This window comes from uncultured Amnibacterium sp. (assembly GCF_964244015.1).
In the GTDB taxonomy this organism is placed as follows: domain Bacteria; phylum Actinomycetota; class Actinomycetes; order Actinomycetales; family Microbacteriaceae; genus Amnibacterium.
The window spans coordinates 1-5,069 of sequence record NZ_CAXTHO010000165.1; the positions used below are offsets into that span (position 1 = coordinate 1).

The window sequence follows — 5,069 nt, forward strand, 5'->3', positions numbered from 1 at the left end:
TACGAGCTGGACGAGGTGCCGGAGCACATGATCGTGGTCGGCTCGGGCGTCACCGGCGCGGAGTTCGCCTCCGCGTACCTGGCTCTCGGCGCGAAGGTCTCCCTGGTCTCCAGCCGCGAGCAGGTGCTCCCCGGCGAGGACGCCGATGCCGCGCGCGTGATCGAGAACGTCTTCACCCGCAACGGCATGGACGTCATCAGCAAGAGCCGCGCCAGCAAGGTCGAGCGCACGGCGGACGGCGTGGTCGTCACGTTGAGCGACGGGCGCACGGTCGAGGGATCCCACTGTTTGATGGCGGTCGGGTCGGTTCCGAACACGGCAGGCATCGGGCTCGAGGAGGCCGGCGTGCAGCTGACCGAGAGTGGACACATCCGGGTCAACCGCGTCGCCCGCACCTCGATGCCGAGCATCTACGCCGCCGGTGACTGCAGCGACTTCCTGCCGCTGGCCTCGGTGGCGTCCATGCAGGGCCGCACCGCGGTCTACCACGCGATGGGAGACGCCGTGGCCCCGACCGAGCTGCGCAACGTGAGCTCGAACATCTTCACCCAGCCCGAGGTCGCGACCGTCGGCTGGTCGCAGAAGCAGATCGAGGAGGGGATCGCGCAGGGCGACATCTACAAGCTGCCGCTCGCCTCCAACCCGCGCGCGAAGATGCTGAGCATGCACGACGGGTTCGTGAAGCTGTTCGCGCGCACCGGATCCGGCACCGTGATCGGCGGCGTCATCGCCTCGCCCCGGGCGAGCGAGCTGATCCTGCCGATCGCGCTCGCGGTCGAGCACCGGCTCACCGTCGACCAGCTGGCGCGCGCCTTCAGCGTCTACCCGAGCCTCTCCGGCGCCATCACGGACGCCGCGCGCGCGATGCACATCGTCGCCTGATTTCATCGTTCAGGAGTTCTGGCAGCGGCTTCGCCGCGCCGGAACTCCTGAACGACGAAATCAGGCCGGGACCGGGACCTCGTCGAGGATCTCGAGCAGGACCGTCCCGGACGACACGGTCGTGCCGGCGGTCGCGGTGACGCGTGCGACGACGCCGGCGCGGTGCGCGGTCAGCGGCTGCTCCATCTTCATCGCCTCGAGCACGGCGACGAGGTCGCCCTCGACGACGTGCTGGCCCTCCGTCACCGCGACCTTGACGACCGTCGCCTGCATCGGGGCCTTCACCGCGGTGCCGGAGGTGGTGCCGGCGCGGCCCGCTGCGGAGCGGCGTCGCGGAGGCGGCGGCGCGGCGGCTGCGGAGTCCGGGCGCGCGAGGGCGGTCGGCAGCGACACCTCGATGCGCTTGCCGTTCACCTCCACGGTCACCCGCTGCCGATCGTCGGGCGCCGGACCCGTCGGGCCCTGATCGCCGAGCGAGCCGCTCCACGGCTCGATCTCGTTCGCGAACTCGGTCTCGATCCAGTTCGTGTAGACGCCGAAGTGCCCGTCCTCCGCCGTGAACGCGGGATCGCGGACGACCGCGCGGTGGAACGGGATGACGGTGGGCAGGCCGCCGACCTCGAACTCGGCGAGCGCGCGACGCGAGCGCTCGATCGCGTCCTTCCGGTCGGCGCCCGTCACGATCAGCTTCGCGAGCAGGGAGTCGAACGCGCCGGACACGACGTCGCCGGTCGTGACGCCGGAATCCAGCCGCACGCCGGGGCCGCCCGGCACCCGGAACGACCTGACGGGCCCGGGGGAGGGGAGGAAGTTCCGGCCGGGGTCCTCCCCGTTGATGCGGAACTCGATCGAGTGGCCGCGCGCGACCGGGTCGCCGTAGCCGAGCGCCTGCCCCTCCGCGATGCGGAACTGCTCGCGCACCAGGTCGAGGCCGGTGACCTCCTCCGAGACCGGGTGCTCGACCTGGAGGCGCGTGTTCACCTCGAGGAACGAGACCGTGCCGTCCGAGCCGATCAGGAACTCGCAGGTCCCGGCGCCGACGTAGCCGACCTGCTGCAGGATCGCCTTCGACGAGCGGTAGAGCAGCTCGCGCTGTTCGTCCGTCACGAACGGGGCGGGCGCCTCCTCCACGAGCTTCTGGTGCCGCCGCTGCAGCGAGCAGTCGCGGGTGGAGACCACGACGACGTTCCCGAACGCGTCGGCCAGGCACTGGGTCTCGACGTGGCGCGGCTTGTCGAGGTACTTCTCGACGAAGCACTCGCCGCGCCCGAACGCGGCGACCGCCTCACGCGTCGCCGACTCGAACAGGTCGGGGATCTCCTCCATCGTGCGGGCGACCTTCAGCCCGCGCCCGCCGCCGCCGAACGCCGCCTTGATCGCGATCGGCAGGCCGACCTCCTCCGCGAACGCGACGATCTCGGAGGCGTCCTCGACCGGGTTCAGCGTGCCGGGCGCCAACGGGGCGCCGACGGATTCGGCGACGTGCCGGGCTGTGACCTTGTCCCCGAGCGCCTCGATCGCGGCGGGCGACGGCCCGATCCAGATCAGGTCGGCGTCGATCACGGCCTGTGCGAACGCACTGTTCTCGGCCAGGAAGCCGTAGCCCGGGTGCACCGCGTCGGCGCCGCTGCGGCGCGCGACGGAGAGCAGCTTGTCGATGACGAGGTACGTCTCCGCGCTCGTCGTGCCGCTGAGCGCGTAGGCCTCGTCCGCAAGCCGCACGTGGCGCGCGTCCCGGTCCTGATCGGCGTACACGGCGACGGAGGCGATGCCCGCGTCACGGGCGGCGCGGATGATCCGGACGGCGATCTCGCCCCGGTTCGCGATCAGCAGCTTCGTGATGCGTCGCGGCACCGGGGAGGGGAGATCGGGAGCGGACATCGACACCAACAGTATTCCCAGGCGCACGCCACTCTTTGGCGGACCTATACAGACCTTCCCGGATTCCACTGTGCGCGGCGCACGACATCACAGGCCGGAGGCGCGGTTCCAGAGCGAGGTCCACGGCGTCCCGGTCTGCCGCACCAGGCGTCGGAGGACGCTGAGCGACAGCCCGACGACCGTCGACGGGTCGCCCTCGATCCGGTCGATGAAGGGGCCGGCCAGCCCGTCGATCGTGAACGCGCCCGCGACTGCGAGCGGTTCGCCGGTGGCGACGTAGGCCGCGAGCTCGTCGTCGTCCAGGTCGGCCGCGAACCGCACGGAGGCGCGCGCCGTCTCCCCGAACCCGGCACCCGTCCGCGCGTCGATCAGGTGGTGCCCGGAGTGCAGCACCCCGGCGCCGCCGCGCTGCGCGTGCCAGCGGGCCAGCGCCACCGCCGGCTCGAGCGGTTTCCCGTAGGTGACGCCCCCGAATGCGAACGCCGAGTCGCCGCCCAGGATCAGCGCGTCGGTCGTGCCGAGCACGCTCGCCACCGCCTCCGCCTTCAGCCGCGCGAGCAGCTGCACGAGCTCGTCCGGGTCGAGCGCGGACCCGCGCTCCGCCTCGAGGGCCGCGACGGCCGCCTCCTCGTCGACTCCCGGAGCGACGGTCTCGGGCTCGATCCCCGCTGCGCGCAGCAGCGCGAGGCGGGCGGGGGAGGTGGAGGCGAGGACCAGGCGCACGATCCATCACGCTACGGGGCCAGGGCGGTGTGCACGGATCAGGGGATCCGGCAGGCCTCCGGCCGCCGGATCCCCTGATCCGTGAACACCAGGCGCGTGCACCAGGGTGGACCCGTGGTGGACGGACGCGAGGTCGAGCTGGACGTGCTGCGCATCGCGCACGGCGGCGTCGCCGTCGCCGAGCTGGGTGGCCGCGTCGTGTTCGTCGCGGACACGCTGCCGGGCGAGCGGGTGCTGGCCCGGATCACCGACGACCGGCACGACCGCTTCTGGCGAGCGGAGACGCTGCGCGTGATCGAGGGCTCCGCCGATCGCGTCCCGCACATCTGGGCGGACGCGTCGCTCGACCGCCCACCCGAGCAGCGCGCGGGCGGCGCCGAGTTCGGGCACATCGCGCCTGCCCGCCAGCGCACGCTGAAGGAGGAGGTCCTCCGTGACGCCCTCGGGCGGATCGGAGGGCTGCCGCAGGATCGGATCGCCGCCCTCGACCCGCACGTGATCGCCGTGCCCGGACGCCACGACGGACTCCGGTCGCGCACCCGCGTGCGGCTGCACGTCGACCGGTCCGGCCGCGTCGGCCCGTTCGCCGCGCGGTCGAAGCGGGTCGTGCCGGTCCACGATCTGCCGCTCGCGGTCGAATCGCTGCAGGGCCTCCTGCCGGCGACCGCGGTCGGGCGGGAGGTCGACCTCGTCGCCGCGTCGTCCGGGTCCTTCGCCGCCGGCCGGCGCGACGCGAGGCCGCCGATCACCGAGCGGGTGGGGGAGCGGGAGTTCCGGCTGGAGGCGCTCGGCTTCTGGCAGGTGCACCCCGCAGCACCCGCCGTGCTCACGGCCGCAGTGCGCGCGGCGGTCGATCCCGCGCTGCTCGACCCGGACGCCGACAACCTCGACCTCTACGGCGGCGTCGGGCTGCTCGCGGCGGCGCTCGCCGGCGACGCCGACGTGCGGGTCACGACCGTCGAGTCGGACGGCGCCGCCAGCGCGCACGCGGCCGCGAACCTCGCCGACCTGCCGCGCGCCCGAGCCGTGGAGGCGCGCGTCGACGCGTTCCTCGCCGCCCGGCAGCAGGAGCGGCCGGGCGCGACCGTGCTGCTGGACCCTCCGCGCTCCGGCGCCGGCCGCGACATCGTGGAGGCGATCGTCGCGGCTCGGCCCGCGCAGATCGTCTACGTCGCGTGCGACCCGGTCGCCCTCGCCCGCGACCTCGGCACCTTCGCCGCGCACGGCTGGCAGGCCGTGACGCTCGACGCGTTCGACCTCTTCCCCAACACCCACCACCTGGAGGCCGTCGCGCGCCTGGTGCGCGAGGAGTAGGACTGCGCGGCGATCCGCCCGGCTCCGGGACGTCCCGACACGGGCGCGGGGCGCCCGGATCGCTCCACCGATGCCGACCCGCGGTGCGCCGGAAGGCGACGCGCCCTGAATTGGGGACCGCGACTCCCCGATCGGGGACGCGACGAGTGGGGGGCTTCGCTCCTACCGTTGGTCCACTATCCCGAACGAGGAGTCCGTCCGTGTCGATCGTCCTGCCTGAGAGCGCGGTTGATGTGGTGCGGGTGGCGGTGGTTGATGACCATGAGTCG

Annotated in this window: 4 protein-coding genes; 2 read left to right on the top strand and 2 right to left on the bottom strand. The window is 73.1% G+C overall.

All coding sequences use genetic code 11. The annotated features are described in order from the left end of the window. On the top strand, positions 1-882 hold an 882-nt coding region (locus ACFE67_RS13935; protein ID WP_375407477.1), incomplete at its 5' end, for an NAD(P)H-quinone dehydrogenase. A 60-nt stretch (positions 883-942) separates the two neighbouring features. On the opposite strand, the gene ACFE67_RS13940 is transcribed toward ACFE67_RS13935, so the two are convergent. Together ACFE67_RS13940 and ACFE67_RS13945 are read right to left on the bottom strand one after the other, a co-directional pair. Next, positions 943-2,763 (bottom strand): acetyl/propionyl/methylcrotonyl-CoA carboxylase subunit alpha, encoded by a 1,821-nt coding sequence (locus tag ACFE67_RS13940; protein WP_375407478.1) that lies wholly within the window; start codon positions 2,761-2,763, stop codon positions 943-945. A gap of 87 nt (positions 2,764-2,850) precedes the next feature. Next, on the bottom strand, positions 2,851-3,486 hold the full coding sequence (locus tag ACFE67_RS13945; protein ID WP_375407479.1) for a Maf family protein: 636 nt from the start codon (positions 3,484-3,486) through the stop codon (positions 2,851-2,853). Between the two features lie 114 nt (positions 3,487-3,600). Between ACFE67_RS13945 and ACFE67_RS13950 the strand changes: the two genes are divergently transcribed. After that, positions 3,601-4,800 carry a class I SAM-dependent RNA methyltransferase gene (locus ACFE67_RS13950; RefSeq protein WP_375407480.1) on the top strand — a complete coding sequence of 400 codons (1,200 nt, stop codon included), beginning with the start codon at positions 3,601-3,603 and terminating at the stop codon, positions 4,798-4,800. The last annotated feature ends 269 nt before the right edge of the window (positions 4,801-5,069 follow it).